Raw genomic sequence first — 24,726 nt, 5'->3', positions numbered from 1 at the left:
CTACCGGGCGACGCCGAGCGCCCGAAACGCCGCCTCCGGCTCAGCCGCCACGATCCTGAGCAGCGAGTGGGCTGCCGGATCCGGCTGCTTGCGTCCCTGCTCCCAGTTGCGGACCGTCGCGACTGGGACACCGATGGCCTTCGCGAAGGCGATCTGGGTCATGCCCAGACGCTCCCGGATGGCCGTGACGGACAAGACGAGGCGATAGCCAACCGGCTCCGCGTCGGCATCTTCGCCATCCTCGATCATATGGCGGCGAATGTCCTCTTCCGTCGTCGCGTCGATTTTTGCGCGATTGACGGTCGGGCGGTTGGCCCTCAACTGGTCGAGAGAGATGCGAGCCATTGCCGGCACTCCTTCCTGTTGGCGCGGCGCGCGGAAATGATCCAGCAGACGGAGCCGCGCCCGGCGCCTGCTCGATACATACAGCCGACTTTGCAGAATATCATTCTGTCCAACCCAGGACCTCATCCTGAGGTGCGACTGAGAGGAGCCTCGAAGGAGGGCTCCAGAAGCCTCGGCGATCTCTGGAGCCCTCCTTCGAGGTCAGCCGATTTTCAATCGGCTAACACCTCAGGATGAGGTTAGAGGGTAGGACGATCCTGCCTGCCTCAAGTGTTGGGTAGAAAATCCTGCTCAAACAGGCGCTGAGGCAAAACCAGAATCGTTGTCGAAGCCGACTCCCCCGGCTATCCAGGGGGCTGCTTGTATTTTCTATCGGGCAATATAGTCTTGCGCATTGGTACGCACTCGTCAGTACGTTCCAACGCCTGCGGCCGATAGCTCTCGGAACGTTCCCATCCTGTCGCAGTGTAGAACCCCACGGCATCCGGGGCGGAGTTGACGAACAGGGTATGAATGCCAAGCTTTCCCGCATAAGCGGCTACCCTTGCATCGAGGACGCGACCATGTCCCGATCTACGAAGGTTAGCGGAGACGGCAACGAGCCTGACAATGCCTGTTCCGTCGCGCAGATCATCGAGCCTTGTCGTGCCGCACGCTTGCGCATTGAACCTCAGCAACAGGAGATGATGATCGGGCAGCCGCTCTTCTGGACGGTTTGCGTCGTAGCCGCTGAGGCCGCGCTCTTCCCACAGAACTAAGCGCCGGATGTCGTGGTAGGCTCGCCAATCGGCATCATTGGCGATGCGCACGAGAACATATGCCATCTGGTCAGTATAGCAGCGGAGTGAAGGCTTCCTACCCCCAACAGCCCGTCGACGTCACGCCCCGCTCACCGGATGCAGCGACAGCACCCGCCCCGCCCTCTCCCGCACCGGCGCCCCGTCCCGCCGGCAATCCGCCACCGCGGCGCGAGCCGCGTCCACCGCCAGGATCAGCGCGCTCATCGTGCGGATATCGGTATCGTGGGCGCGGGCGTGGCGCACGACGTCGATGACGAGGCCGTCGATCTCGACCGCCAGGGCCTCCAGGGCGGCCGGGTCCTGCGTTCCCCGCGCCTCGATCAGGATGGCGAGCAGCCGGTCGAGGACGGCGTCGATGCGGGCGCGCTGCTCGCGGGCGAATCGCTGGCCGAGCCACGCCACCGCCGAGCCGAGGCCGCCGCCGAAGAACGCCACCAGGTACACCCAATCCTCGTAGCGCTGCAGGAACGTCTGCTGCTCGCGCTCGTAATAGTCGACCGCGCCGGGATGGATCGGCAGGCGGGCGCTGGTCGCCTCGGCGGCGCTGTCGAAGTCGGGCGCCTTCATCAGGTTGGCGGTCGGCACCATCGCGGCGAGCCGCGAGCGCAATTCGAACAGGTGCTGGGTGACGCTGGCGGCGGTGTCGCGGCTCAAGGAGGCGCGGGCCATCAGCCGGTAGGAGGCGCCGACGGTCTTCACCTCGTCGTCCGGCCGCTTCGGGCGGCCCCCGAAGGTGCCGGCGGCGATGGTGACGGCCTGCAATTCCGGCAGGCGCTGCACGATCGCCTCGCCGTCGGGGATCGCCACGATCGTCGCGCCGTGACTGGCCGAGGCCGCCTCCACCGCCTGCACCACCCGGGCGGCGGATTTGTCGGAAGGAGCGGCGATCACCGCGGCGGCGTCGATCCGGTGTTCGGCCAAGGCCGCCGCCACCTCGGAGGCCCGCATCGGCACCAGGGCGACGCTGCCGGCGGCGGCCGGGAGTGCGCCCCCCGGATCGGCCGGGGCCGGCGCGGCGCCCGCCGGCGCCGGCGTCAGCGCGTAATAGGCGAGCAGGCTCGTGACCAGGGGCTGGTCGGCACCGTGATGGGCGACGAGGCCGAGCCGCTTGCCGGCGAGATCGGAAAACGTCTGGATGCCGGAATCCGGGGGCGCGGCGACCACCAGGGCCTCGTCGTGCAGCACGGCGAGCGTCAAGCCGTTCTCCGGCAGGCGCACGTCGGGCCGGACCACCGCGAGGTCGGCCCGGCCGCTCTGGAGCGCCGCGGCGCTGTCGCGCACGTCGTCGTACGGAACGACCACGAGGCGTATATCCTCGCGGGCGCGGGCAAGCGCGTCGGCATAGGCCTGGATCAGGTGGGTCTCGACGCGGTCCCGCGGGCCGACCGCGACCCGCAGGGTAGTCGGCCGCGACAGGTAGAGCACCGCGCCGGCCACCGCCCCGAGGGCGAGGGCGACCAGGAGGAAGAAGGATTCACGTCTGTGCAGAAACGCCGGCATCACCCCTCGCGCGAGCCCGGGACGGAGGCCCCCGCCGGGACGGAGGCGATCCGGGACGAGGCCGATGAACCCGGCGGCGATGGCGGATTGAGGGCGGCGCGGCCGATCACGCCGGCCTACCTGGAGCGGGCCGCCTTGTACTACCTGGAGCGCTACGGCGCCTCCGCCGAAATGCTGCGCCGGGTGCTCAAGCGCCGGGTCGAGACTCGCTGCCGCCTGCGCGGCGAGGCGCCGGAGGACTTTTCGGAGATGGTCGACGCGGTGGTGGCCCGGGCGCTGGGTGCCGGGCTCGTCGACGATGCCGCCTTCGCGGCCGCCAAGGTGCGCTCCTTGCGCCGCCGCGGCGGCTCGGCCCGGACGATCGGCGCCAAGCTCGCCGCCAAGGGGGTCGACCGCGAGATCGTCGGGGCGGCGCTCTCCGAAGAGCAGGAGGGCGGCGAGGATGAAGCGGCCTTCGCCTACGCCAGGAGGCGGCGCCTCGGGCCGTTCCGGCAGCCCTCCGCCCGGGCCGCTGCGCGCGAGCGCGACCTCGCCGCGATGGCACGGGCCGGATTCGCCTTCTCCCTCGCCCGCCGGGTGATCGACGCGGAGCCGGAGGGTGACCTGGCGGACCTTTGACCTACCTGTGGGCGTGAGCGGGCGCCGGAACGGCTCCGCCGCGTTCCAATCCACGGGAGACGAGCATGAACCGCAAGGCGAGCGCCGTTTGGCAGGGTAGCGGCAAGGACGGCAAGGGCCAGCTGACCACCCAGTCGGGTGTGCTGTCGGACAACCCCTACGGCTTCAACACCCGCTTCGAGAACGAGCCGGGTACCAATCCCGAGGAGCTGATCGCCGCAGCCCATGCCGGCTGCTTCACCATGGCGCTGGCCTTCCAGCTCCAGGGCGCCGGCTTCACCGCAGACGAGCTGCGCACCGAATCGGTCGTGACCCTGGAGAAGGATGGCGACGGCTTCACCATCACCGCCTCGGCCCTGACCCTGACGGCGAAGATACCGGGCATCGACCAGCAGAAGTTCGACGAACTCGCCGGCATCGCCGAGAAGAACTGCCCGGTCTCGAAGGTGCTGAACGCCAAGATCAGCCTGAAGGCGACGCTCCAGGGCTGATCGCGAGAGGCGCCCGGCCGGTGGCCGGGCGCATGCCGGCCTCACAGCATGCTGGGCAGGATCCGGTCCGGCGGCCGGTGGCCGTCGAGGAAGGTCTTGATGTTGATGATGACCTTCTCGCCCATGTCGACGCGGCTCTCGTGGGTGGCCGAGCCCATGTGAGGCAGCAGCACCACCTTGCCGGCCTTCGCGAGCTTGACGAGGCGCGGGCTCACGGCCGGCTCCTGCTCGAACACGTCGAGGCCCGCACCCGCGATGTCGCCGACCTCGATCAGGCGGGCGAGCGCCGTCTCGTCGATCACCTCGCCGCGGGCGGTGTTCACCACCACCGCCTCGGGCTTGAGCAGCTTCAGGCGCCGGGCCGAGAGCAGGTGGTAGGTCGCGGGCGTGTGCGGGCAGTTGACCGACACGATGTCGACCCGCGCCAGCATCTGGTCGAGGGATTCCCAGTAGGTCGCCTCGAGGTCGCTCTCGATCCGGGCGCCGACCCGGCGGCGGTTGTGGTAGTGGATCGACAGGCCGAAGGCCTTGGCGCGGCGGGCGAGCGCCTGGCCGATGCGGCCCATGCCGACGATGCCGAGGCGCTTGCCGGTGATGCGCCGCCCCAGCATCCAGGTCGGCGACCAGCCGCCGGACCAGGCGTCGTCCGGGATGATCCGGGCGCCCTCGGTGACCCGGCGCGCCACCGCGAGGATCAGCGCCATGGTCATGTCGGCGGTGTCCTCGGTCAGCACGCCGGGCGTGTTGGTGACCGTGATGCCGCGCTGGAGCGCCACGCCGACGTCGATATGGTCGACGCCGTTGCCGAAATTGGCGATCAGGCGCAGGTTCGGCCCCGCCTGGGCGAGGAGCGAGGCATCGATCTCGTCCGTCACCGTCGGCACCAGGACGTCGGCCTCCTGCAGGGCCTGCGCCAGGGCGGCGCCTGTGAGCGGCGTGTCCTCGTGGTTGAGGCGTGCGTCGAACAATTCGCGCATCCGCGTCTCCACGACGTCCGGCAGGCGCCGGGTGACCACCACGAGCGGCTTGCGCTTCAACGACATGATCCCTCCCCTGCCCCCGGGCGGGCCTCCCGGCCTGCCCGTGCGGCCCCATCACGCGATATGGGCGCTCGCACCATACGATATGCGACACGTTTGCCCGGCGAAAAGCCCCGCCTTGGTGCGGGCCACAAGCGTCGTTACGCCCCGTTAACCACGCTCCGGCGATAGGGGCGGTTACGCCCCTCGATCCGGCCGGGGCGCGACGCCCGGGGGCCTCTCTAGCAGAGGTGACCCGGAAGACAATCCGCGCCGCTTCCTCGATGGGAGACCGACCGCCGATGCTCCATCCGCGCCTTCTCGCCGCCCTGCTCCTCGCCGCCCTGGGCATGCCCGCCGCCGCGGCGCCGCCGACGCCGGCCGTCAATCCCGCCCCCGGCGAGATCGGCGTCACCATCGGCCCGGCGACGAAGCTGCCGCTGCCGCGCTACGTCAGCCTGAAGACCGATCGGGTCAACCTGCGCGAGGGGCCCTCCAAGGATCACCGCACCCTGTGGGTGTTCCAGCGCGCCGGCCTGCCGGTGGAGATCATCGCCGAGTTCGAGACCTGGCGCCGCATCCGCGATTCCGAGGGCACCGAGGGCTGGGTGCTGCACTCGCTGCTGTCGGGCCGGCGCACTGCGGTGGTGCTGAGCCGCGGCGCCGACAAGGGCGCGCCGGTGCCGCTCTACGACCGGGCCGATGCGACGAGCGGCGTGGTGGCCCAGCTCCAGGCCGGGGTGATCGGCAGCGTCAAGACCTGCGACAAGACCTGGTGCCGCCTCGTCGTGGCGCTGCCGCAGAAGCGCGGCGACGTCGACGGCTACATGCGCCAGGACCGGCTTTGGGGCGTCTATCCGGACGAGAAAGTGGAGTGATACGAAATCCGGAAGATCACTTCCGGATTTCGTATCACCCGCCCGCGCGGCGCGTGAGCGAAGCCGATTTCCGCATCGCGAAGCGATCAGTCGGAAATCGTATGAAACGGCGAGGGCCGCGCCCCTGTCCAGGAGCGCGGCCCTCGCGAAATCCGACGATGCGGCTCGGTTCAGGCCCGGCCGGTCCGCCGCCGCAGGCGCACGATCACCTCGACGCCGGCGATCTCCATGCCCTCGGGGGCCTGGGGCAGCGAGTCGACGGTGATGCCGCAATCCGGCATGTCGAGCACCTGGCCCTCCTCCTCCAGGAAGAAGTGGTGGTGCTCGCTCGGGTTGGTGTCGAAATAGGCCTTGGACCCGTCCAGCGCGAGCTGGCGCAGGAGGCCGGCCTCGGTGAACTGGTGCAGGGTATTGTAGACCGTGGCCAGCGACACCGGGACCTTGGCCCGCATCGCCTCGTCGTACAGCATCTCGGCGGTGAGGTGCCGGTCGCCCTTGCCGAACAGCAGCCAGCCGAGGGACAGGCGCTGCCGGGTCGGGCGCAGGCCGGCGCGGCGCAGGCGGTCGCGGAGATCCGAGAGCGGGCAACCGCGCCGCTGGCCGGCGGCGCCGGTCTCGAGGGCCGGGACGCGGGCGCCGAGGACGGCGCGCAGGGGCGACAGGTCGTTCATCAGCGGAGCTATCGACTCGTTGAGCGGCGACAATGATACCGAACGTTATAGGCCGCCCATCCCCCCGCCGCAACCCGACCGCGGCCATGCCGGAGAAGATCAGAAGCGTTACAGAGTAGGGCCTTCGGCCGGCTTTGAACAGTCCCGGACCCTGTGTTAACGAGGCGCCACCCGCCGCGCCTCCGGCCTTGCGCCGGAGCGTCAGCGGCCCCCGACTTGAGGAATTCGCCCCGCACATGTCCGCCGACCAGACCTCCGCCCCCGACGCCCCGAGCCGGCCCTCGCACTTCTCCTACGAGGACCTGCTGGCCTGCGGCCGCGGCGAGATGTTCGGCGCCGGCAACGCCCAGCTGCCGCTGCCGCCGATGCTGATGTTCGACCGCATCACCTCGATCGGCCGCGACGGCGGCGCGCACGGCAAGGGCCACGTCCTGGCCGAACTCGACGTACGGCCCGACCTCTGGTTCTTCCCCTGCCACTTCCAGGGCGATCCCGTGATGCCGGGCTGCCTCGGCCTCGACGCCCTGTGGCAGATGGTGGGCTTCCACCTCGGCTGGCTCGGCTCCGCGGGGCGTGGCCGGGCCCTCGGCGTCGGCGAGGTGAAGCTCTCCGGTCAGGTTCTGCCGACCATGAAGAAGGTCGTCTACGGCGTCGACATCAAGCGGGTGCGCCAGGGCCGGCTGGTGCTCGGCATCGCCGACGGCTGGCTCGAGGCCGATGGCGAGCGCGTGTACGAGGTGCAGGACCTGCGCGTCGGCCTGTTTCAGGCCGCGACTCCCGCCGCCGGCGGCTGAGCCCGTCACCAAGGTCCGTCGCGAAGGCTCGTCTTCGGCGGGCCATGCGGGGCCCGCTCGAAAAGCGGGCCGGTTCGAGCCCGCCGGGACCCTTTCCCCCCGACGGGCGGTTGAGATTACGGCATCGGGCGCCTAGGTGACATCCGCGTGGCGAGTACGCCCGCGGGCGCCCACGGCGCCGTTCCAGAGGGTTCCGACGATCATGAGGCGCGTGGCAATCACCGGGATGGGCATCGTCTCGTCCATCGGCAATTCCACCCAGGAGGTTCTGGCGTCCCTCCGCGAGGCGCGCTCGGGCATTTCCCGCGCCGAGGATTTTTCCGCCCACGGCTTCCGCAGCCAGGTCGCGGGCGCGCCGACCCTCGACGCCGAGACGGTGGTCGACCGCCGCGCGATGCGCTTCCACGGCGGCGGCACCGCCTGGAACCACGTCGCGATGGAGCAGGCGATCCGCGACGCGGGCCTCGAGCAGGCCGAGATCTCGCACGAGCGCACCGGCATCATCATGGGCTCCGGCGGTCCCTCGACCCGCGCCCTGGTGGAAGCCGCCGACATCGCCCGCGCCAAGGGGCCGAAGCGCGTCGGGCCGTTCGCGGTACCGAAGGCGATGTCCTCGACGGCGTCGGCGACGCTCGCGACCTGGTTCAAGATCCGGGGCGTGAACTACTCGATCTCCTCGGCCTGCGCGACCTCGAACCACTGCATCGGCAACGCCGCCGAGATCATCCAGGGCGGGCGCCAGGACATCATCTTCGCCGGCGGCTGCGAGGAGCTGGACTGGACCCTGTCGGTCCTGTTCGACGCCATGGGGGCGATGTCCTCGAAGTACAACGACACCCCGTCGCGGGCCTCGCGCGCCTATGACCGGTCGCGGGACGGCTTCGTCATCGCGGGCGGCGCCGGCGTGCTGGTCCTGGAGGAACTGGAGCATGCCCGCGCCCGCGGCGCGCGCATCTACGGCGAGGTCGCGGGCTACGGCGCCACCTCGGACGGCCACGACATGGTGGCCCCGTCCGGCGAGGGCGCTGTGCGCTGCATGCGCCAGGCGATCGAGGGCCTGAAGGGCGCGAAGATCGACTACATCAACCCCCACGCCACCTCGACCCCGGTCGGCGACGACAAGGAGATCGAGGCGATCCGCGAGGTGTTCGGCGCCGGCGACAATTGCCCGCCGATCGCCGCCACGAAATCGCTGACCGGCCACTCGCTCGGCGCCACCGGCGTGCAGGAGGCGATCTACTCGCTCCTGATGATGAATAACGGCTTCATCTGCGAGAGCGCGCATATCGACGAGCTCGATCCCGCCTTCGCCGACATGCCGATCCTGCGCGCCCGCAAGGACGAGGCGCAACTCGGCCACGTGCTCAGCAACTCCTTCGGCTTCGGCGGCACCAACGCCACGCTGGTGCTCAAGCACGTCGACGCCTGATATCCCGCGCGGCGTGGACAGGAGCCCGCCCGCCGCGTAAACGCCCGATCACCGACATGAGAGCATCGCCCGATCGCGTGATCGATCGGGCGATGCTCTCGTTTTTTGAGGTTGCCGCATTTTCTCTCGACGAACCGGTCTCCACGTCGTCGGAAAATGCTTGAGCGGAGGATCGGGCGTGGCAGGATTGATGGCAGGCAAGCGCGGGCTCGTGATGGGCGTCGCGAACGACCACTCCATCGCCTGGGGCATCGCCCGGGCCTTACGCGCCCAAGGCGCCGAGCTGGCCTTCACCTACCAGGGCGAGGCTTTGGGCCGCCGGGTCGGGCCGCTGGCCGGGACGCTCGGCTCCTCCCTGGTCTTCCCCTGCGACGTGGAGGATCTGGGAAGCGTGGACGCGACCTTCGCGTCCCTCGACGAGGCCTGGCCCGAGGGCTTCGACTTCGTCGTCCACGCCATCGGCTTCTCCGACAAGGCGCAGCTCAAGGGCCGCTACGTCGACGTCACCACCCGGGAGAACTTTTCCCGCACGATGGTGATCTCGTGCTTCTCCTTCACGGAAGTGGCCCAGCGGGCGGCCAAGCGCATGCGTCCCGGCGGCTCGCTGCTCACGCTCACCTATGGCGGCTCGACCCGGGTGATGCCGAACTACAACGTGATGGGCGTCGCCAAGGCGGCCTTGGAAGCCTCGGTGCGCTACCTCGCGGCCGATCTCGGCCCGCAGGGGATCCGGGTCAACGCCCTGTCGGCCGGCCCGGTGCGGACGCTCGCCGGCGCCGGCATCGCCGATGCCCGCCTGATGTTCAACCACCAGGCGGCGCATGCTCCCCTGCGGCGTACTGCGACGCTGGAGGATATCGGCGGCTCGGGGCTCTACCTGCTCTCGCCGCTCTCGGGCAGCGTCACCGGCGAGATCCACTACGTCGATTCGGGCTACAACATCATCTCGATGCCGCGACCGGACGTGCTGAAGGCGCAGGATGCGGCGGGGGTGACGGACGCTTGAGGCCGAGGATGGGCTGAGGCGCTATGCGCCTCAGCCCATTATAGCTAGCCAAAAAAATAATTCTGGTGTTTATTTCTATAATCTACCATAAAATACTATCAAGATATTTTATCTTGTTGTGCGCCGGCGTTTAATCCATGAGTAGCGGTAGAAATTTTCTCCGCAAAGCGGATTTCAAATTCCTTCTCCAGCTCGTCATAAAGAGCATTAAGTTGATTTATAAGAATAGATGTCGCATTATTGAACTCGCTTTGTAATTTAAATGTACCTTCTTGGAACGAACGATTTACGTCAATTTGACGACCATTGCGATCAGTCCCTATAAATGCAAGTTTTGCGGCAAGCCGGAACGTGACATCGTCCTCTGTAAAGCTGCGCTCTATACCCTCATGCACTCGCTCATTGCGCTCTTTCCTCAAGCGGGCCTGTTCATCAAGCATTACCCCGAGATGTTCAATAACGAGAGCAGACACTCCCGCCTGTTTTAGTTTTTTCATTTTACATTCCGATGCGGGAAGACCAGCTTCATATACGGAATTCACTAATTGCAGAGAACAATCAATAACGGAAATAAAACGCATAAGAAAAACATCTATAGAAATTGTTAGCCATTCATATAGACTTATTGGGATATTTTCTGCTTTTATAGGCGATTCCGGCCACAACATGTCTCCAACCAAATTCAAAGATTCTACTCGTCGGGCGTTTATTGAGATGCGCTCGTTGACTTCATAAACATATTTACAATCAGCGTGCTTTTCCATTTCTTCGAAACTGTCAAAATTGTAGAAAACAATACTCAAATTGTATACTCTACCAATAAATCCGTGATCGTCCGACGGCAAAATATATCTGCCTGAGGATTTCATTTTTAATCTCCTTTATTTACAGCACATCACGATCATTCACTTTAAAAATATACACTCATTTTTTTTCAAGGGATTTAATTCAAGAAGCTGGCGGATATAAATAATCGTTTTTCCTTAATTAAACTATTTTTATTGTGTTAGTTTCACATAATAGCAGTTACTTTCTTATTTAAATCATAAATTTGGTACGCAAGGGCGCAAGAACGCACGTCGCGCAATAATCAGTGGTGTCGCGCGGCGATTCACAACTAAAGCAGCGTAACGCCTCGCTTGGCCATGCGTTGTTACGAACCTAGACAGGCACGGAAAATCCATCATGCAGCGCGGCCATCCTAAACCCAATCCAATCGATGCCGGCCAGGAAAGCGTCTGGGACTACCCCCGCCCACCCCGGCTGGAACCCGTGCCCGAACGCCTGCGCGTGATCTTCGACGGCCTCACCATCGCCGACACCCTTCGCGGCTGGCGGGTGCTGGAGACGTCCCACCCACCGACCTACTACCTGCATCCCGACGACATCCAGTCAGGCGCGCTGGTCCCGGCCGGCGGCGGTTCCGTCTGCGAGTGGAAGGGCCGGGCGCTGTATTTCGACGTGGTCGGGCCGCACAAGCGGGCGGAGCGCGTGGCCTGGGCCTATCCGAATCCGACAAAGGCCTTCGCGCCGCTCGCCGGGCACGTCGCGTTCTATGCCGGGCCGATGGACGGGTGCTTCGTCGGCGACGAGCGGGTCACGCCGCAGCCGGGCGGCTTCTACGGCGGGTGGATCACCAAAAGAATCGTCGGTCCGTTCAAGGGCGAGCCCGGCACGATGGGGTGGTGAACACCACCACCCTGAAATCGTCCCTTGCCCTCACGCCGCCCGATCCGCCGGCCGCTCCTCGACCAACGCCACCACATCCTCCCACCGCGACAGGAACGCCGCGACGCAATCCGGATCGAAATGCGCGCCCGATTGCTCCTCCAGGAAGCGCCGGGCCCGCTCCAGCGGCCAGCCGGGCTTGTAGACCCGGGCCGAGATCAGGGCGTCGAACACGTCGGCCACCGCGGTGATGCGGCCGGGCAGCGGGATCTCGATGCCCTTGAGGCCCTGGGGGTAGCCGGCGCCGTCCCAGCGCTCGTGGTGGGTGAGCGCGATCTCGGCGGCGAGCCGCAGGAGGCTGGACGGGCTGTCGTGCAGCATGCGGTAGCCGCGAAGCGCGTGCTGCATCATCTCGAACCGCTCCGGCTCGGTGAGCGGGCCCGGCTTGCGCAGGATCGAATCGGCGACGCCGATCTTGCCGATGTCGTGCATGGTCGAGGCGAGCGCGATGTCGTTGCCCTCCTCCTCCGACAGGCCGAGCCCGTCGGCGATGGCGAGCACGCAGCCGGCGACGCGGGTCAGGTGGTCGCCGGCCTGGTCGTCGCGGAACTCGGCGGCGAGCATCAGGCGGCGGATGATCTCGCGCTCGCGCTCCTGGCTCTCGGCCGCCGCCCGCTCGACCTCGCGGGACAGCGCGATGGCCTGGCTCTCCACCGCCCCCTGCGCGCGGGCCAGCGCGATCAGGTTGCGGCCGCGGAGCGCCAGGTCCGAGGCGTCGAGGGGCGGCAGCACCACGTCGGTGGCGCCGGCCTCCAGGCCCCGGCGGCGGGTCTCGGCCGGGTCGCCCTCGGCGATGAGCAGGATCGAGGTATGGGCGAGATGCGGCTTCAGGCGAAGCGCGCGGATCAGCGCCGGAGCGTCGAGGTCGGGCCAGGACTCGATCAGCACGAGATCGGCGGTCTTGGTCGTCAGCGCGGCGAGCGCCGCGCCGGGCTCGGGCACCACCAGGGTCGGGATGCCCGCCGCGAACAGCCGTGTCAGCCCACCGGGATCGGGCCGGGCCGTGACGACCACGACGGCGGGATCGGCTGCATTGGTCATGGCCCCGGAGAATCCTTTCCGCACCGGATATGGTCCCAAACTACCGCGACTTGATAAAGCGTTCTTTAAGCTTCCGCACCCTGCCGGTCGGCGGAAGGCCCGAGGCCGAACTGACGCAAAACATTGATCCGGCGTCCTTTCCCCGACGGCATTCGGCCCTCCGGGAAAAACTGCTTAGATGGTGAAATCCGCCCCCGCCCGCGGGCCGGCGACCTTCGCGGCCTCGGCTCGCCCACAGAGATCCTCCACGGTCACCGAATCGAGCACCGCAAGGTACGCTCCAGCCGCCTCCGCCACCAGGGGGGCGACGACGAGGCCGGTCACGTCGTTGCCGGGGACGGCAAGGCCCGCGGCCGCCTCCCGGTCCTGCCCCAGCACCGCCCGGGCGATGTCGCCGGCGCTGATGCGGCGGCGCTCGCGGGCGAGCTCGTAGCCGCCATGCGGCCCGCGCAGGCCCTTGAGCAGGCCGTGATGCACCAGGGCCTGCAGCACTGCCTCCAGGTGCCGGGGCGGCAGGGCGTGACGCGCCGCCAGCGCCTTGGCGCTGACCGGCTGCGGCCGGGCATGGAGCGCGATGTCGACCATCGCGGCGAGCGCGAGGCTCAGCCGCGGCGGGGCCAGAGCCGAGCCCGTCGCGAGTCGCGGGGGATGGACGACCGCGTCCAAAAGCAGCCTCAGCCGCGGCCGGTGGAGCCGAAGCCGCCGGCGCCTCGCGCGCCGACCTCGGCTTCCGGGAAGGCGTCGACGACCCGCAGGGACGGCCGAACCACCCGGGTGAAGACTGCTTGCGCGATGCGCTCGCCCGGCCGCACCGTGAGGGGGGCGGTGCCCGGCGGGTTGCGGTTCCAGGCCGAGATCATCAGCGGGCCCTCGTAATCGGCATCGATCACCCCGACGGTGTTGCCGAGCACCAGCCCGTCGCGATGGCCGAGGCCGGAGCGCGGATGGATCATCGCGCACCAGTCGGGATCGCGAATCGACAGGGCGAAGCCGGCCGGGATCAGGGCGGGCGGGCCCTGCGGTTCCAGGGTGACGGGGGCGTCGAGGCAGGCATGGAGGTCGAGCCCGGCGGCGAGCGCCGAGCCCCATCGCGGAAACCCCCAATCGTGCAGGCGCGGATCGAGGATCCGGACCGCGACGTCGAGGCCGCTCATGCCCTGCTTCCTGCGCGGGCCGCCACCGCCTCGGCGAGGGCGACGAGCCGGCGCGCCTCGTCCGCCTCGCGCCGCAGCACCGTGCGGCCGAGATGGGCGATGCCGGCCTGTCCCCGCGCCTGCGGCGCGTCGAAGGCGGCGACGAGGGCTCTCGCGCCGGCAAGCGCCTCCGGATCGGGCGCGAAGGCCGATTCGGCCCGGCGGGCGCCGGCGGGCGCGGTCACCACCGCCCCGTCGAAGCCGAGCCCGCGGGCGCGGCCGATGTCGAGGCGGTCGGCGGGGTCGAGCAGCACGTCGAGGTCGTGGGCGCGGGCGGCGGCGAGCGCGGTGGCGAGCCAATTGAGGAGCGGGCCGGCCTCCGGCGCGCCGGGCGGCAGCCGGCCCTCGCGGGCGAGCGCCCCGGCATCGACGACGAGGCAGGCGAGCCGCGCATCGACGTCGCGCACCGCGCTCGCCACGGCTTCCGCGGCGAGGATGCCGAGCGGCGTGTCGAGGCAGGCCCAGACCCGCACCCGCTCCGGGGCATGGAGGCGGCGCAGGCGGCTGCCGAGACCGGCGAGGTCTTCCGGCTCCTCGATCCGCGGCACCAGCACCGCATCGGGCCCGGCTTGCGCCACCGCCGCGAGGTCGGCCTCGCCCCAGGGCGTGTCGAGGCCGTTGACCCGCACGACCAGCTCGGCGGCGGCAAACCCGCCTTCCGCAAGGGAAGCGGCGAGGTGGTGCCGCCCCGCTTCCTTGTCGGCGGGGGGCAGCGAATCGGCGAGGTCGAGGATCAGCGCGTCGGCGGGCTCGGATCGCGCCGCCGCGAGGGCGGTCGCGGTGGCCGGCACCAGGAGGGCGCTGCGGCGGGGGCGGATGTCGGTCATCGGTCGCGTGACTCCCCGAATGGCGGCGCATCTATGCCCCGGGGAAGGGCGGGATGGCTATAGGGCACGGGCCGGTGCGAACCCGGGATCCCCTCCGGGCGAGCCACCGGTCGTCAGGCGCGGCCTGCCAGCCAGTCCTGCGTCAGGCGGGTATCCTCCCCCGCCTCGTCCAGGCCGTGGCCGACGGGGAGGATCCGCGCGGCGACGTCGGCTCCCGCCTGCCGGAACTGTTCGGCAAGGGCGGGAGTGTCGGACGGGTGCCGTCGCGCATCGGCGGCGGCGCCGAGCAGCAGGACGGGATAGCCGTCGAGCGCCGGAAACCGCTCTCCCGGGCACGGAGAGAGCGGCCGGAGGAGGACGGCGCCGGACGACAGAGCCGGGGCCGCCAGAAGGGCGGCGACCGCCATGATGGCGCCGTTGGAGAAGCCGACGAGGACGGGCGGCCTGCCGCCGATCGCCCCGAGGTGGCGGAGGACACCGCAGAACTCCGCGCATCGTTGCGCGAGATCGGCCTGATCGAGGGTCCGATCCGGATGGCGTCGGAAGAAGGCGTACCCCTCCTCCCACGGCACCCGGCCGCGCACGAAGAGGCAGGCGCGGCCGCCGGCGACGCGGCGTCCGAAACCGATCAGCGACCTTTCGGATCCGCCGCTGCCGTGGAGCAGGACGAGGGGAGCGCGGCCTTGCGCGGCATCGCCGGACCGCACGACGTGGAATCCTGCCGTCTCCGCCATGCCTGTCTCCATCATGCCCGTCTCCATCATGCCCGTCTCCGGGCGCCCGAAGCCGGTCCGGCACCGGCAGCCTTGAACGACGGCTCAAGCCAGCCGCGATGCCAGGGTGCGGGCGAAGGAATCGATATGCGCGGTCATCGCCGCCGCGGCGGCATCGGGGTCGCGCCGGCGCAGGGCGTCGCGGATCGCAGCGTGCTCCTCCGCCACTTCCGCCAGGTGGTGGCCGGTGGCGAGCGACAGGGCCCAGAACCGGACCGAGCGGCCATGCAGCCCGGCCAGCACCTCGGCGAGCACCCGGTTGCCGGAAGCCTCGGCGATCACGGCGTGGAAAAGCCGGTCCGATTCGAGGATCGCGTCGAGGTCGTCGGGTCGCGCCGCCAGGATGGCGTCGAGCTGCGCCAAGGCCGCCTCGCCGATCCGCCCGGCGGCCAGGGCCGCGCAGGGCGGCTCGGTGAGGCGGCGCACCTCGATCAGGTGGGCGAACTCGTCCATCGAGAGCGGCTGCACCAGCACGCCCTTGCGGGGCAGGATCCGCACCAGCCCCTCGTGCATCAGCCGGTGCAGGGCCTGGTTCACCGGCGTGCGGCCCAGCCCCAGCTCGGCGCACAGGCCGGCCTCGTTCAGCGCGTCGCCGGGCTTCAGCCGCAGCGAGACGATATCGTCCTTCAGCCGCCGATAGGCGCGCTCGTTCTGCGACACAGTTGGGCACGAACCTGCACGCGCTTTGGCCACCGACACCGCTCCGCTCACTCTTACGACTTCCGATCGCTCGCTTCGCGATGCGGAAGTCGGCTCCGCTCAAGCGCCGCGCGGGCTCGTGATCCGGCTCCCGGAAGATACCTCCCGGGAGCCGGATCATCGCCCCCCCTACCACGGGGTACGGCCAACTTGGACCGGCTTGTGAAATATCACAGGCATGGTACTTGCAGTACCACACGCCGGGCGGCCGGTTCGCGGACCGCGGGAGAAGAGCGATGTCGAGGGTGGATGCCGTGAGTGCGCACGAATTGGACGAGGGCTATCGCCGGGCGACGCTCCGGCTGATCCCGTTCCTGGTCTTCCTGTTCATCCTGGCCTGGATCGACCGGGTGAACGTCGGCTTCGCCAAGCTCCAGATGCTGTCGGACCTGAAATTCAGCGAGGCGGTCTACGGCTTCGGCGCCGGCATCTTCTTCATCGGCTATTTCCTGTTCGAGGTGCCGAGCAACCTGCTGCTGGAGCGCATCGGCGCCCGCAAGACGCTGGCGCGCATCACCATCCTGTGGGGGCTCGCCTCGATGAGCCTCGCCTTCGTGCAGTCGGAATGGGCCTTCTACGCCATCCGCTTCCTGCTCGGCGTGTTCGAGGCCGGGTTCTTCCCCGGCGTGGTGCTCTACCTGACCTACTGGTTCCCGAGCGCGAAGCGCTCGCGCATCAACGGCCTGTTCATGACCTCGTTCGCCATCGCGGGCGTGGTCGGCGGCCCGCTCGCCGGGCTGATCATGGGCACGATGGGCGGGGTCTCGGGTCTCGCCAACTGGCAGTGGCTGTTCATCCTCGAAGGCATCCCGTCGCTGATCGCGGGCGCCGCGGTGCTGGCCTTCCTGCCCGACCGGCCGAAGGACGCGCGCTGGCTGTCCCCGAAGGTCGCCGCCACGATGACGGCCATCGTCGAGGCCGAGGGCCGGGCCGCCGGCAAGGAGGCGAGCTTCAAGGTTGCGCTCCGCGACGGCCGGGTGTGGCTCTGCGCCCTGATCTATTTCTGCATCGTCAGCGGCAACGCCACGATCGCGTTCTGGACGCCGTCGATCATCAAGGAGATCGGCGTCTCGGGCGCCATCGCCATCGGCTTCCTGGCGGCAGTGCCGTTCATCGCCGGCACCATCGCGATGGTCTGGACCGGCGCGCATTCCGACCGCACCGGCGAGCGCCGGCTGCACTGTGCGGTTGCCAGCCTGATCGCCGCGGCGGGCCTTGCCGCCACGGGCGCGCTCATCGGCCACGCGGTCTTGGCCTTCGTGGCGCTGACGGTCGCGGCGATCGGTATCCTCGCGGCCTTCCCGGTCTTCTGGTCGCTGCCGCAGACGTTCCTCGCCGGCACCGCGGCGGCCGGCGGCATCGCGGCGATCAACTCGATCGGCAACCTCGCGGGCTTCGTCGCCCCCTACGTGGTCGGGTTGTCGAACACGCTCACCGGCACGTCGAGCAACGGGCTCTACGTCGTCGCCGGATTCGAGTTGCTGGCGGGCCTTCTGGTGCTGGGCTTCGCCCGCTGGCGCGAGGACAGTTCGGCCGATCTGGCGCCGGCGGAGTGACAGGGTCTTCACTCGACCTGTCCGAAGAGATGTAGAGCCCGTCTCGCACGCACATACACGAGAGGGAATCTCACGCTTTACTGATTTCGGAACGGATCAGAGCCTCTTTGACCGACCTCTACGGATCTCACATCCACCGCGTCATGCCGGGGCCGCGCAGCGGAGCCCGGGATGAGGCGGTGGGTGCCAGGACTGTCGAGTGGGTCAAACAGGCTCTCAGACAAAAATTACATAAAAGGATTTCCACACCATGCTGACCTTCCATCGCGAGGCCGCCGGCCGCCGGGACGTGATCGCCCTTTCCCCCGAATCCCTGGTGATCGCCGGCTGGGCCGGGCGGGACGAGGCGGCGATCCGCCACCACATCGACGAACTGGCGGCGATCGGCGTGCCGCCGCCCTCCTCGGTCCCGGTCTATTACCGGGCCGCCGCCGCGACCCTCACGCAAAGTCCCCGCCTCGAGGTGCTGGGACCGGATTCCTCCGGCGAGGCCGAGCCGGTGATCGTGTCGCTGGCAGACGGGCTCTGGCTCGGGCTCGGCTCCGACCACACCGACCGCAAGGCCGAGACGGTCGGCATCGCGCTCTCCAAGCAGCTCTGCGGCAAGCCGGTCGGCACCGGCCTGTGGCGCCTCGACGAGATCGAGCCGCATTGGGACGAGATGATCCTGCGCGCCTACGCCACCATCGGCGGCGAGCGTGTGCTGTACCAGGAGGGCCGCTTGACGGCGTTGCGCACCCCGGGCGATCTCATTGCGCGCCGTCCCGGCGGTCCGGATCTGCCGCCCGGCACGGTGATGTTCGGCGGGACCCTCGGGGCGATCGGCGGCATCCGCCCGGCCGACCGCTTCGAGATGGAACTGGAGGATCCCGTGCTCGGCCGCAGCCTGACCCACGCCTACGACATCGTCGTGCTGCCCGTGGTGGCCTGACCCCGCGATGGAGGCCGTGACGACGCTCGCGGGAATCCTTGCCGGTATCGGTGCCGCCTTCTGGGCGGCGCTGCTGGCCAAGATGCTGGCGAGCGCCGCGATCGTGGTGCTCGCCTCGCTCGCGGTCGAGCGGACCGGGCCTCTCGTCGGAGCGATGATCGCGACCCTGCCGGTCTCGGCCGGGCCGGCCTACGTGTTCCTCGCCCTCGACCACGATGCGGGGTTCCTGCGCGACAGCGCGGTGGCGAGCCTGCCGGCCATCGCCGCTACCGCCCTGTTCATCGCCGCCTATGCGGGTCTGGCCCGCCGGCACGGCGTCGCGGCCTCGCTGACCGCGGCTTTGGCGATCTGGCTCGCCGCGGTGCTGCTGCTGGGCCGTCTCATGGGTGACGGTCTGGCGAGCGGCGGTCTCGCCGCCATCCTGGTGATCCTGGCTTGCATCGGTGCCTGTTACCGCTGGCGTCGAGGAGGCCCGCCGCCAGCGCGGCGCAAGCGGGCGAGCGACGTGCTGGTCCGGGCCGGCATCGTGATGGCCCTCGTCGTCGCCGTGGTGCTGGCCGGGCGTCTCGCCGGGCCGGGCGCCGCGGGCATCCTCGCCTTCGCGCCCGTCGTGATGGTGAGCCTGGCGGTGATCCTGCATCCGCGCATCGGCGGGACGGCGGTCGCGACGGTGCTGGTCTTGAGCCTGCCGGGGCTCCTCGGCTTCGTGGCGGCCCTGTTCGCCCTCGCCCTCACGGTCGAACGGCTGGGGCCGGTCCCGGCCCTGTCGCTCGCCCTTCTGACGACCTTGATCTGGAACGGCGGAATCCTGCTGGTGAGCCGCCGAGGACCTGCGCCCCTTCCTGCCTCCCTGGAGACGTAAGTGATGAGCACGATCCGCGACGACCTCGAACGCCGCCTCGCCCTGATCGAGGCGCCGGCGAGCCGGCACGTCTTCACCCGGCTCTACCCGGAGGCCGCCCGCGCCGCCGCCGACGCCGCCGACGCCCGGCGCAAGGCCGGCCTGTCGCTCGGGGCGCTGGACGGCGCCATCGTGTCGATCAAGGACCTGTTCGACGTGCAGGGCGAGGCGACCACCGCCGGCTCGTCGCTCCGGCGCAAGGCGCAAGCGGCACTCCAGGACGCACCGATCGTCGCCCGCCTGCGCCGGGCCGGCGCGGTGATCGTCGGCAAGACCAACATGTCCGAATTCGCCTTCTCGGGCTTGGGCCTCAACCCGCATTGGGGCAATCCGGGCAACGCGACCGACCCGAGCCTGGTGCCGGGCGGCTCCTCCTCGGGCGCCGGCGTCTCGGCGGCGCTCGGCACCTCCGACATCGCCATCGGCACCGATACCGGCGGCTCGATCCGCATCCCGGCTTCGCTCAACGGCGTGGTCGGGTTCAAGCCGACGGCCAAGCGAGTGCCCCTCGCCGGCGCCTTCCCGCTCTCGCCCTCGCTCGATTCGATCGGCCCGCTCGCCCGCTCGGTCGAGGCCTGCGCGGCGGCCGACGCCGTGATGGCCGGCGAGGAAGTTCGTCCCTTGCGGGCGGCGGCGTTGCGCGACCTGCGGATCGGCGTGCCCCGCGGCCTCCTGTTCACCGAAACCGAGCCGGTGGTGGCGCAGGCCTTCGAGGCCGCCCTGTCGCGCTTGAGCGCGACCGGCGCCCGGATCCACGACACCGAATTCGACGATCTCCTCGCCCGCATGGCCGAGGCGACCGCGGCGGGCCCGATCGCCGCGGTGGAAGCGGCGGAAATCCACGCCGACTGGCTCGATGCGGAAGAAGCCGCCTTCGATCCGCGGGTCCATGCCCGCATCACCCGCGGCCGCACCGTGACGGCCGCTGCCTATATCCGGATGATGCGGACCCGCGCCGCGCTGATCGAGGCCGGCGACGAGCGGCTCAAGCCCCTCGACGTGCTGGCCCTGCCGGCGACCGCGATCACCGCACCGAGCATCGCCGCGGTGGCGGAGGACGACGCGGCATTCTCGCGGCTCAACCTCCTGATGCTGCGCAACACGATGGTGGGGAACCTGTTCGACCTCACCGGCGTCTCGCTACCGTTGCCGGGCCAGGCGAAGCCCGTCGGCCTGATGCTGCTGGCGCGCCATGGCCAGGACCGGCGACTCCTGGAGATCGCGGCGGGTGTCGAGGCGGCGTTGAAGGGGTAAGTCTTCCGTTACGCGCTCGACGATCCTCTCACCCTCCTCGTCATTCCGGGGCCGCGAAAGCGGAGCCCGGAATCCAGAACCGCGGCATATTCAGGAAAGTGCGGCCCCCGTTCCGCTTCATTCTCGATCAACCGAGGGTCTGGATTCCGGGCTCCGCTTTCGCGGCCCCGGAATGACAATGAGGGTATGAAAACCGTGAGAAAACCCCTGGAATGGATCGCCTCAAAAATCTGTCGAGGCAATCACGGGCCGGATGTTGCCTAAAAAATCCAATAAAAAACGCCGCGGACCGATTACGACCCACGGCGCCCAACTTCCGACAGATCAGGCCGCCTGACGGCCCAGATGCGCCGCCACGGTCGTGACCCGCGGGCCGACCAGCTTGACGGCACTCCGCAGTTCCTCTCCGCTCACACCGAAGTGCCCGGCCCAATAGGCACGGTCATCCGGGCAATGTATGTCGATATGCTGCGCGAAACGCGGCTTGAGAGCGTCCTGGGAAACGGACATGGTCGAATCCTGAACTGTCGAGTGAGCCAGTCACCGCTGGCACGGGACGCACCGCGTCTTGTATCGGAAGAACGCTCGATTCCTGGAAAAGTTGCCGGCTCGACCTTCGGGCCGCTGCGGCATCGCGCGCAACGCTGGCGGGAACGGCACGAGGCTGGTACCCGCTCGGGCCTTCGATTCCTCCTTGCCAGGATCCGACCCATGCACCGTCTCCGCCCCGCCCTCGCGGCCCTGATGCTCGCAGGCCTGCCGCTTGCCGGCCCCGCCCTCGCCCGCGAAATGCCGGGAACGGCGACGACCGCGCCGGCCACTCCCGCCAAGGCCAACGTGGTGATCCTCGCCACCGGCGGCACCATCGCGGGGGCCGGCGCCGATGCCAGCAACAGCGCCACCTACCAGGCCGCCAAGGTGCCGGTGGACAAGCTGATCGCCGCGGTGCCGTCCTTGAGCGGGCTCGCCAACGTGCGCGGCGAGCAGGTGTTCCAGATCGCCTCGGAGAGCTTCACCAACGCGCAGCTGGTGCAGCTCGCCAAGCGCGTCTCGGCCCTGTTGAAGCAGGACGACGTCGACGGCGTGGTGATCACCCACGGCACCGACACCCTCGAGGAGACGGCGTATTTCCTCGATCTCGTGGTGAAGAGCGACAAGCCGATCGTGGTCGTCGGCTCGATGCGGCCCTCGACGGCGATCTCGGCCGACGGCGCCCTCAACCTCGCCGATGCGGTCGCCACCGCGGCGAGCCCCGCCTCGAAGGGGAAGGGCGTGCTGGTGACGATGAACGACGAGATCCAGGCCGGGCGCGACGTGACCAAGCGCGTCAACATCAAGCCGAGCGCCTTCACCAGCCAGTGGGGCCCGCTCGGCATGGTGGTCGAGGGCAAGACCTACTGGTTCCGCGCGCCGGTCAAGCGCCACGGCACGGCGTCCGAGTTCGACATCGACGCGATCGACACCCTGCCGGAGGTCGCGATCGTCTACGGCTCGGGCAACATGAACCCGGCCGCCTACACGGCCGCCGTGCAGGGTGGCGCCAAGGCGATCGTCCATGCCGGCACCGGCAACGGCTCGGTGGCGGGCTACGCCGTCGATACCCTCAAGGACCTGCGGGCCAAGGGCACGGTCGTCATCCGTTCCTCGCGCGTCGGCGACGGCTTCGTGCTGCGCAACGCCGAGCAGCCCGACGACCAGTACGACTGGGTCGTGGCCCACGACCTGAACCCGCAGAAGGCCAAGATCCTGGCCGCGGTCGCGCTGACCAAGACCGGCGACACCAAGGAGCTGCAGCGGATCTTCTGGGAGTATTGAGCGTCTGCCGAGTTGCGAGACGCAACCTGCAGGAAATTTTCAGATATCATACCCTCCACCTCATCCTGAGGTGTTAGTCGATCCGGAGATCGACTAACCTCGAAGGAGGGCTTTCAGAGATCGCCGAGATTTCTGGAGCCCTCCTTCGAGGCTCCCGTTGGTTGCACCTCAGGATGAGGTTGCGGGTGGGATCGAGTCCGCGATCGGTCAACCAAGGCCGAGCGCCGCCGGCCTTCTACCAACCGTTGATGCGCGGCCACACCGCCGTCACGCGGTTCTCGCGATCGATGACGTGGTAGCGATCGTACTGCGCCCCCGTCGCGCAGGCGTGGTTCGGCAGGATGCGGATTTGCGCACCGATCGGCAGGTCCGGCAGTGTGCCCCTTGCGCCCTTCCGCAGGGCGACGATGCCGTGCTCCTGGTTGGCATCGGCGACGATGAGGTCGGGATAGGGTCGGCCGGCCGTATCGCAGACGATGCCGTAGCCCTGGTCCACGGCTTGCCGCGCCGTACCGCGGTCGCGCGACATCGCCATCCAGCCGGCATCGACGATGATCCAGCCCTTCGCCCGCTGGTGGCCGATCACGGCGGCGAGCACCGAGACGGCGATGTCCTCGACCGCCACCGAGCCGACCCCGGCCTGGAACAGGTCGCCGAGCATGTAGACGCCGGCCCGGACCTCGGTGATGCCGGTGAGGTCGCGGGCGAATCGCGCCGTCGGGGTCGAGCCGACGCTGACCATCGGGCAAGGCAGGCCCACCGCCCGCAAGGCGTCGGCCGCCGTCACCGCGGCGACCCGCTCGTTCTCGGCGGCTGCCGCCAGGGCTTCGGGATCGCGCAAGGCATAGCTGTCGCCGGCATGCAGCAACACCCCGCGCAACTCGGCGCCGCCCGCAACGAGCGTCCGGCCGATCGCCACCAGGGTGTCGCCGTCATGGGGCGCGACGCCGGAGCGGTGGCCGTCGGCATCGACCTCGATCAGGACCGGGATCGCGTCGCCGGTGGAGCGGGCATGGGCCGCCACGGCCTGCGCCTGCTCCAGGCTGTCGAGGATGATCGCGAGGTCGGTGCCGCCGGCCCGGATCGCCGCGACCCGGGGCAGCTTCGCCGGTGCGATGCCGACGCCGTAGATCATGTCGCGCACGCCGCCCTCGGCGAAGTATTCGGCCTCCCTCAGGGTCGAGACGATGGCCGGCCCCTCCGGGGAGGCCATGGCGATGCGGCCGACCTCGAGGGACTTCGCGGTCTTCAGATGGGGGCGCAAGCGCACCCCGAGGCCGGCGAGATGGGCGCGCATCCGCTCGGCATTGGCGCGCAGGCGCGCCTCGTCGAGGAGCAGGCTGGGGGTCTGCAGGGTGTCGAGCGGCTCAGGCATGATCGCGTGCATCCTCCGGTCGCGACGAGTCCGGTTCGCAGGAAGCACGGAACGGGCGCCTTGTGCCATTAACGCCACCTGCCTCCTGCGTTAACGAGAACCTTAATGCTCGGACCCGACGACCTCCGCTTCTTCCTCGCCATCGCCGAGGCGCCCTCGCTGGCCGCCGCCTCGCGGACTCTCGACGTGTCGCCGCCGGCGGTCACCCAGCGCCTGCGCGCCCTCGAGGAACGGCTGGGGGTGCACCTCGTCGACCGGGCCGGGCGTCATCTCGCGCTCACCGACGAGGGCGAGCTGATCGCCGAGCGCGGGCGGCATATCCTGGCCTCGCTCGGCGAGCTCGACGAGGCCCTGGCGGCCCGGCGCGGGCAGGTGGTGGGGCACCTGCGGATCGTGGCGCCCCTCGGCTTCGGCCGCCGCCACGTCGCCCCGGTCGCGGCGGCGTTCCAGGCGGCGCATCCGCAGGTCGCGATCGACCTCATGCTGTCCGACCGCCTCGGCGGCGTGCCGGAGGGCACCTTCGACCTCGCGGTCCATGTCGGCACGATCGCCCAGGCGGCGCCCGGCCTGATCGCCCGGCGCCTCGCCTCCAACGACCGGGTGGTCTGCGCCGCGCCGGCCTATCTCGCGGATCGGGGCGAACCGGCGAGCCCGCAAGACCTGCACGCCCATGCCTGCATCGCGCTGCGCGAGAACGACGAGGACGTGACCCTGTGGCGCTTCCGGCGCGGCGGCGCCGAGGCGCGGATCCGCATCGAGCCGCGGCTGGCCAGCAACGACGGCGAGGTGGTGCGCGGCTGGGCGCTCGCCGGCCGGGGCATCATCCTGCGCTCGGAATGGGACGTCGCCGCCGACCTGCGGGCGGGGCGCCTCGTCCGGCTGCTGGCCGACCACGCCCTGCCCGAGGCCCCGGTGATGGCGCTCCTCGGCGCACCCCGCCGCGCCCGCGCCGCCCGCACCAAGCGCTTCCTCGACGCGCTCGCCGCCGCCCTCGACCCCGCTCCCTGGCGGGTGTGAGGGCCGCATCACGCGAACGCGATCCGGCCGGCCTCGCCAGCGCCGCAGAGTCCGGCTAACCCGGA

Annotated in this window: 27 protein-coding genes; 13 read left to right on the top strand and 14 right to left on the bottom strand. The window is 69.3% G+C overall.

Annotated features, from left to right (window positions below; translation table 11 throughout):
* The 3 genes from relB to HBB12_RS13645 all read right to left on the bottom strand — a co-directional run bounded on the left by relB (position 1) and on the right by HBB12_RS13645 (position 2,645).
* Positions 1–345, bottom strand: coding sequence for a type II toxin-antitoxin system RelB family anti-toxin transcriptional regulator (relB, locus tag HBB12_RS13655; RefSeq protein ID WP_236989841.1), 345 nt, complete (start codon positions 343–345; stop codon positions 1–3).
* 344 nt (positions 346–689) lie between these two features.
* Positions 690–1,154: a GNAT family N-acetyltransferase gene (locus HBB12_RS13650; RefSeq protein WP_236989840.1), complete on the bottom strand. Its 465-nt coding sequence runs from the start codon at positions 1,152–1,154 to the stop codon at positions 690–692.
* A 69-nt stretch (positions 1,155–1,223) separates the two neighbouring features.
* Complete coding sequence (locus HBB12_RS13645) at positions 1,224–2,645, bottom strand: TAXI family TRAP transporter solute-binding subunit (RefSeq protein WP_236989839.1); 1,422 nt, start codon at positions 2,643–2,645, stop codon at positions 1,224–1,226.
* Here HBB12_RS13645 and HBB12_RS13640 point away from each other — a divergent pair.
* Both HBB12_RS13640 and HBB12_RS13635 read left to right on the top strand, forming a co-directional pair.
* On the top strand, positions 2,628–3,263 hold the full coding sequence (locus tag HBB12_RS13640; RefSeq protein WP_442919260.1) for a regulatory protein RecX: 636 nt from the start codon (positions 2,628–2,630) through the stop codon (positions 3,261–3,263). The genes HBB12_RS13645 and HBB12_RS13640 overlap by 18 nt on opposite strands.
* A gap of 65 nt (positions 3,264–3,328) precedes the next feature.
* Positions 3,329–3,754: an OsmC family protein gene (locus tag HBB12_RS13635; RefSeq protein WP_236989838.1), complete on the top strand. Its 426-nt coding sequence runs from the start codon at positions 3,329–3,331 to the stop codon at positions 3,752–3,754.
* A gap of 41 nt (positions 3,755–3,795) precedes the next feature.
* Here HBB12_RS13635 and HBB12_RS13630 read toward each other — a convergent pair whose 3' ends face one another.
* Positions 3,796–4,800 (bottom strand): 2-hydroxyacid dehydrogenase, encoded by a 1,005-nt coding sequence (locus HBB12_RS13630; protein WP_442919358.1) that lies wholly within the window; start codon positions 4,798–4,800, stop codon positions 3,796–3,798.
* Positions 4,801–5,075: 275 nt separating this feature from the next.
* Between HBB12_RS13630 and HBB12_RS13625 the strand changes: the two genes are divergently transcribed.
* Positions 5,076–5,651: an SH3 domain-containing protein gene (locus tag HBB12_RS13625; RefSeq protein ID WP_442919259.1), complete on the top strand. Its 576-nt coding sequence runs from the start codon at positions 5,076–5,078 to the stop codon at positions 5,649–5,651.
* Positions 5,652–5,821: 170 nt separating this feature from the next.
* Here the strand turns inward: HBB12_RS13625 and irrA are convergent, their stop codons facing one another.
* Positions 5,822–6,322 carry an iron response transcriptional regulator IrrA gene (irrA, locus tag HBB12_RS13620; protein WP_165086928.1) on the bottom strand — a complete coding sequence of 167 codons (501 nt, stop codon included), beginning with the start codon at positions 6,320–6,322 and terminating at the stop codon, positions 5,822–5,824.
* Positions 6,323–6,558: 236 nt separating this feature from the next.
* Here irrA and fabA point away from each other — a divergent pair, with 236 nt between their 5' ends.
* The 3 genes from fabA (at position 6,559) to fabI (ending at position 9,551) form a co-directional block, all read left to right on the top strand.
* Positions 6,559–7,116, top strand: coding sequence for a 3-hydroxyacyl-[acyl-carrier-protein] dehydratase FabA (gene fabA, locus HBB12_RS13615; protein WP_236989836.1), 558 nt, complete (start codon positions 6,559–6,561; stop codon positions 7,114–7,116).
* 202 nt (positions 7,117–7,318) lie between these two features.
* Entirely contained in the window at positions 7,319–8,545 is a 1,227-nt protein-coding gene (gene fabB, locus HBB12_RS13610) for a beta-ketoacyl-ACP synthase I (RefSeq protein ID WP_236989835.1), read from the top strand.
* Positions 8,546–8,723: 178 nt separating this feature from the next.
* Positions 8,724–9,551 (top strand): enoyl-ACP reductase FabI, encoded by an 828-nt coding sequence (fabI, locus tag HBB12_RS13605; protein ID WP_272913269.1) that lies wholly within the window; start codon positions 8,724–8,726, stop codon positions 9,549–9,551.
* Between the two features lie 98 nt (positions 9,552–9,649).
* Here fabI and HBB12_RS13600 read toward each other — a convergent pair whose 3' ends face one another.
* The gene (locus HBB12_RS13600) at positions 9,650–10,420 is read right to left on the bottom strand and encodes a hypothetical protein (RefSeq protein WP_236989834.1); all 771 of its coding nucleotides are present in this window, start codon (positions 10,418–10,420) and stop codon (positions 9,650–9,652) included.
* Positions 10,421–10,736: 316 nt separating this feature from the next.
* Here HBB12_RS13600 and HBB12_RS13595 point away from each other — a divergent pair, with 316 nt between their 5' ends.
* Positions 10,737–11,240 (top strand): DUF427 domain-containing protein, encoded by a 504-nt coding sequence (locus tag HBB12_RS13595; protein WP_236989833.1) that lies wholly within the window; start codon positions 10,737–10,739, stop codon positions 11,238–11,240.
* 30 nt (positions 11,241–11,270) lie between these two features.
* On the opposite strand, the gene HBB12_RS13590 is transcribed toward HBB12_RS13595, so the two are convergent.
* The 6 genes from HBB12_RS13590 to HBB12_RS13565 form a co-directional block, all read right to left on the bottom strand.
* The gene (locus tag HBB12_RS13590; protein WP_236989832.1) at positions 11,271–12,320 is read right to left on the bottom strand and encodes an HD-GYP domain-containing protein; all 1,050 of its coding nucleotides are present in this window, start codon (positions 12,318–12,320) and stop codon (positions 11,271–11,273) included.
* A gap of 174 nt (positions 12,321–12,494) precedes the next feature.
* A complete protein-coding gene (locus HBB12_RS13585; protein ID WP_272913268.1) occupies positions 12,495–12,986 on the bottom strand; it encodes an RrF2 family transcriptional regulator in 492 nt (163 codons plus the stop codon).
* Between the two features lie 8 nt (positions 12,987–12,994).
* A complete protein-coding gene (gene dut / locus HBB12_RS13580) occupies positions 12,995–13,474 on the bottom strand; it encodes a dUTP diphosphatase (protein ID WP_236989831.1) in 480 nt (159 codons plus the stop codon).
* On the bottom strand, positions 13,471–14,340 hold the full coding sequence (locus HBB12_RS13575; protein ID WP_236989830.1) for an aldolase/citrate lyase family protein: 870 nt from the start codon (positions 14,338–14,340) through the stop codon (positions 13,471–13,473). Before HBB12_RS13575 ends, dut begins: the two co-directional genes overlap by 4 nt.
* A 113-nt stretch (positions 14,341–14,453) precedes the next feature.
* Positions 14,454–15,104, bottom strand: coding sequence for an alpha/beta hydrolase (locus HBB12_RS13570; protein WP_236989829.1), 651 nt, complete (start codon positions 15,102–15,104; stop codon positions 14,454–14,456).
* Between the two features lie 54 nt (positions 15,105–15,158).
* Positions 15,159–15,806 (bottom strand): GntR family transcriptional regulator, encoded by a 648-nt coding sequence (locus HBB12_RS13565; protein WP_236989828.1) that lies wholly within the window; start codon positions 15,804–15,806, stop codon positions 15,159–15,161.
* A 242-nt stretch (positions 15,807–16,048) separates the two neighbouring features.
* Between HBB12_RS13565 and HBB12_RS13560 the strand changes: the two genes are divergently transcribed.
* From HBB12_RS13560 to HBB12_RS13545, 4 genes are all read left to right on the top strand, one after another.
* On the top strand, positions 16,049–17,368 hold the full coding sequence (locus HBB12_RS13560; RefSeq protein ID WP_236989827.1) for an MFS transporter: 1,320 nt from the start codon (positions 16,049–16,051) through the stop codon (positions 17,366–17,368).
* 250 nt (positions 17,369–17,618) lie between these two features.
* Positions 17,619–18,299, top strand: coding sequence for a DUF2848 domain-containing protein (locus tag HBB12_RS13555; protein WP_236989826.1), 681 nt, complete (start codon positions 17,619–17,621; stop codon positions 18,297–18,299).
* Positions 18,300–18,315: 16 nt separating this feature from the next.
* Positions 18,316–19,161: a hypothetical protein gene (locus HBB12_RS13550; protein ID WP_236989825.1), complete on the top strand. Its 846-nt coding sequence runs from the start codon at positions 18,316–18,318 to the stop codon at positions 19,159–19,161.
* Between the two features lie 3 nt (positions 19,162–19,164).
* Entirely contained in the window at positions 19,165–20,454 is a 1,290-nt protein-coding gene (locus tag HBB12_RS13545; RefSeq protein ID WP_236989824.1) for an amidase, read from the top strand.
* Between the two features lie 324 nt (positions 20,455–20,778).
* On the opposite strand, the gene HBB12_RS13540 is transcribed toward HBB12_RS13545, so the two are convergent.
* Positions 20,779–20,964 carry a DUF3606 domain-containing protein gene (locus HBB12_RS13540; RefSeq protein ID WP_236989823.1) on the bottom strand — a complete coding sequence of 62 codons (186 nt, stop codon included), beginning with the start codon at positions 20,962–20,964 and terminating at the stop codon, positions 20,779–20,781.
* A 201-nt stretch (positions 20,965–21,165) separates the two neighbouring features.
* Here HBB12_RS13540 and HBB12_RS13535 point away from each other — a divergent pair, with 201 nt between their 5' ends.
* Positions 21,166–22,269, top strand: a complete 1,104-nt coding sequence (locus tag HBB12_RS13535; protein WP_236989822.1) for an asparaginase — start codon at positions 21,166–21,168, stop codon at positions 22,267–22,269.
* Between the two features lie 235 nt (positions 22,270–22,504).
* On the opposite strand, the gene HBB12_RS13530 is transcribed toward HBB12_RS13535, so the two are convergent.
* Positions 22,505–23,644 (bottom strand): DSD1 family PLP-dependent enzyme, encoded by a 1,140-nt coding sequence (locus HBB12_RS13530; protein ID WP_236989821.1) that lies wholly within the window; start codon positions 23,642–23,644, stop codon positions 22,505–22,507.
* A gap of 105 nt (positions 23,645–23,749) precedes the next feature.
* Here HBB12_RS13530 and HBB12_RS13525 point away from each other — a divergent pair, with 105 nt between their 5' ends.
* On the top strand, positions 23,750–24,661 hold the full coding sequence (locus HBB12_RS13525) for a LysR family transcriptional regulator (protein ID WP_236989820.1): 912 nt from the start codon (positions 23,750–23,752) through the stop codon (positions 24,659–24,661).
* The last annotated feature ends 65 nt before the right edge of the window (positions 24,662–24,726 follow it).

This window comes from Methylobacterium sp. SyP6R (genome assembly GCF_019216885.1).
Lineage (GTDB): Bacteria > Pseudomonadota > Alphaproteobacteria > Rhizobiales > Beijerinckiaceae > Methylobacterium.
The sequence above is the reverse complement of the archived record's forward strand: the minus strand, read 5'-3'. Positions and strand labels throughout refer to the sequence as shown.

What these genes read in the sequence shown, in the direction of transcription:
- relB (WP_236989841.1), bottom strand. Translation starts at nt 345, where the DNA reads ATGGCTCGCATCTCTCTCGACCAGTTGAGGGCCAACCGCCCGACCGTC.
- HBB12_RS13645 (WP_236989839.1), bottom strand. Translation starts at nt 2,645, where the DNA reads ATGCCGGCGTTTCTGCACAGACGTGAATCCTTCTTCCTCCTGGTCGCC.
- HBB12_RS13635 (WP_236989838.1), top strand. Translation starts at nt 3,329, where the DNA reads ATGAACCGCAAGGCGAGCGCCGTTTGGCAGGGTAGCGGCAAGGACGGC.
- HBB12_RS13625 (WP_442919259.1), top strand. Translation starts at nt 5,076, where the DNA reads ATGCTCCATCCGCGCCTTCTCGCCGCCCTGCTCCTCGCCGCCCTGGGC.
- irrA (WP_165086928.1), bottom strand. Translation starts at nt 6,322, where the DNA reads ATGAACGACCTGTCGCCCCTGCGCGCCGTCCTCGGCGCCCGCGTCCCG.
- fabA (WP_236989836.1), top strand. Translation starts at nt 6,559, where the DNA reads ATGTCCGCCGACCAGACCTCCGCCCCCGACGCCCCGAGCCGGCCCTCG.
- fabB (WP_236989835.1), top strand. Translation starts at nt 7,319, where the DNA reads ATGAGGCGCGTGGCAATCACCGGGATGGGCATCGTCTCGTCCATCGGC.
- HBB12_RS13600 (WP_236989834.1), bottom strand. Translation starts at nt 10,420, where the DNA reads ATGAAATCCTCAGGCAGATATATTTTGCCGTCGGACGATCACGGATTT.
- HBB12_RS13595 (WP_236989833.1), top strand. Translation starts at nt 10,737, where the DNA reads ATGCAGCGCGGCCATCCTAAACCCAATCCAATCGATGCCGGCCAGGAA.
- HBB12_RS13590 (WP_236989832.1), bottom strand. Translation starts at nt 12,320, where the DNA reads ATGACCAATGCAGCCGATCCCGCCGTCGTGGTCGTCACGGCCCGGCCC.
- dut (WP_236989831.1), bottom strand. Translation starts at nt 13,474, where the DNA reads ATGAGCGGCCTCGACGTCGCGGTCCGGATCCTCGATCCGCGCCTGCAC.
- HBB12_RS13575 (WP_236989830.1), bottom strand. Translation starts at nt 14,340, where the DNA reads ATGACCGACATCCGCCCCCGCCGCAGCGCCCTCCTGGTGCCGGCCACC.
- HBB12_RS13570 (WP_236989829.1), bottom strand. Translation starts at nt 15,104, where the DNA reads ATGATGGAGACGGGCATGATGGAGACAGGCATGGCGGAGACGGCAGGA.
- HBB12_RS13560 (WP_236989827.1), top strand. Translation starts at nt 16,049, where the DNA reads ATGTCGAGGGTGGATGCCGTGAGTGCGCACGAATTGGACGAGGGCTAT.
- HBB12_RS13555 (WP_236989826.1), top strand. Translation starts at nt 17,619, where the DNA reads ATGCTGACCTTCCATCGCGAGGCCGCCGGCCGCCGGGACGTGATCGCC.
- HBB12_RS13545 (WP_236989824.1), top strand. Translation starts at nt 19,165, where the DNA reads ATGAGCACGATCCGCGACGACCTCGAACGCCGCCTCGCCCTGATCGAG.
- HBB12_RS13540 (WP_236989823.1), bottom strand. Translation starts at nt 20,964, where the DNA reads ATGTCCGTTTCCCAGGACGCTCTCAAGCCGCGTTTCGCGCAGCATATC.
- HBB12_RS13535 (WP_236989822.1), top strand. Translation starts at nt 21,166, where the DNA reads ATGCACCGTCTCCGCCCCGCCCTCGCGGCCCTGATGCTCGCAGGCCTG.
- HBB12_RS13530 (WP_236989821.1), bottom strand. Translation starts at nt 23,644, where the DNA reads ATGCCTGAGCCGCTCGACACCCTGCAGACCCCCAGCCTGCTCCTCGAC.
- HBB12_RS13525 (WP_236989820.1), top strand. Translation starts at nt 23,750, where the DNA reads ATGCTCGGACCCGACGACCTCCGCTTCTTCCTCGCCATCGCCGAGGCG.